The sequence below is a fragment of the Streptomyces violaceorubidus genome (assembly GCF_000717995.1).
Classification (GTDB): domain Bacteria; phylum Actinomycetota; class Actinomycetes; order Streptomycetales; family Streptomycetaceae; genus Streptomyces; species Streptomyces violaceorubidus.
The window spans coordinates 1-347 of the sequence record NZ_JODM01000172.1 but is presented as its reverse complement, the minus strand read 5'-3'; the positions used below and the strand labels follow the sequence as shown (position 1 = coordinate 347).

The 347-nt window shown below is 69.2% G+C and carries 1 protein-coding gene; it reads left to right on the top strand.

Annotated elements, in window-relative coordinates; genetic code table 11:
* Nucleotides 1-347: hypothetical protein (locus IE94_RS36805; protein ID WP_037924962.1), on the top strand; the 347-nt coding region annotated here is incomplete at both ends.

Here is a 347-nt window from a genome sequence, read left to right as displayed (position 1 = left end):
CACTGGAACAGTGAGGTCGGTGACGCGATCCCGCAGCTGGCCGTCGTGCACTGGCCGGTGCGGCTGCAGTACCTGAACGTGCTGCTGCCCGCCACGGGCACTCCCCAGCAGACGCCGCCCGTCACGATCGGGCAGAGTGGCCCGGTCGTGCACATGGTCCGGCAGGTCTACGTCGACGACTTCGGCCACACCTTCGGTGAGCACTGGTCACCCGCATGGCCCGACGGGGACACGCACACAGCCGTGAGCCAGGAGGAAGCCGGCCCGGCGGCCGTCAACCGCCTGCTCCTCGCCCAGGGACAGGAGCCGCTGACCTTTGAGGAAAGCGAACTCCTGCCCGTGCTGAC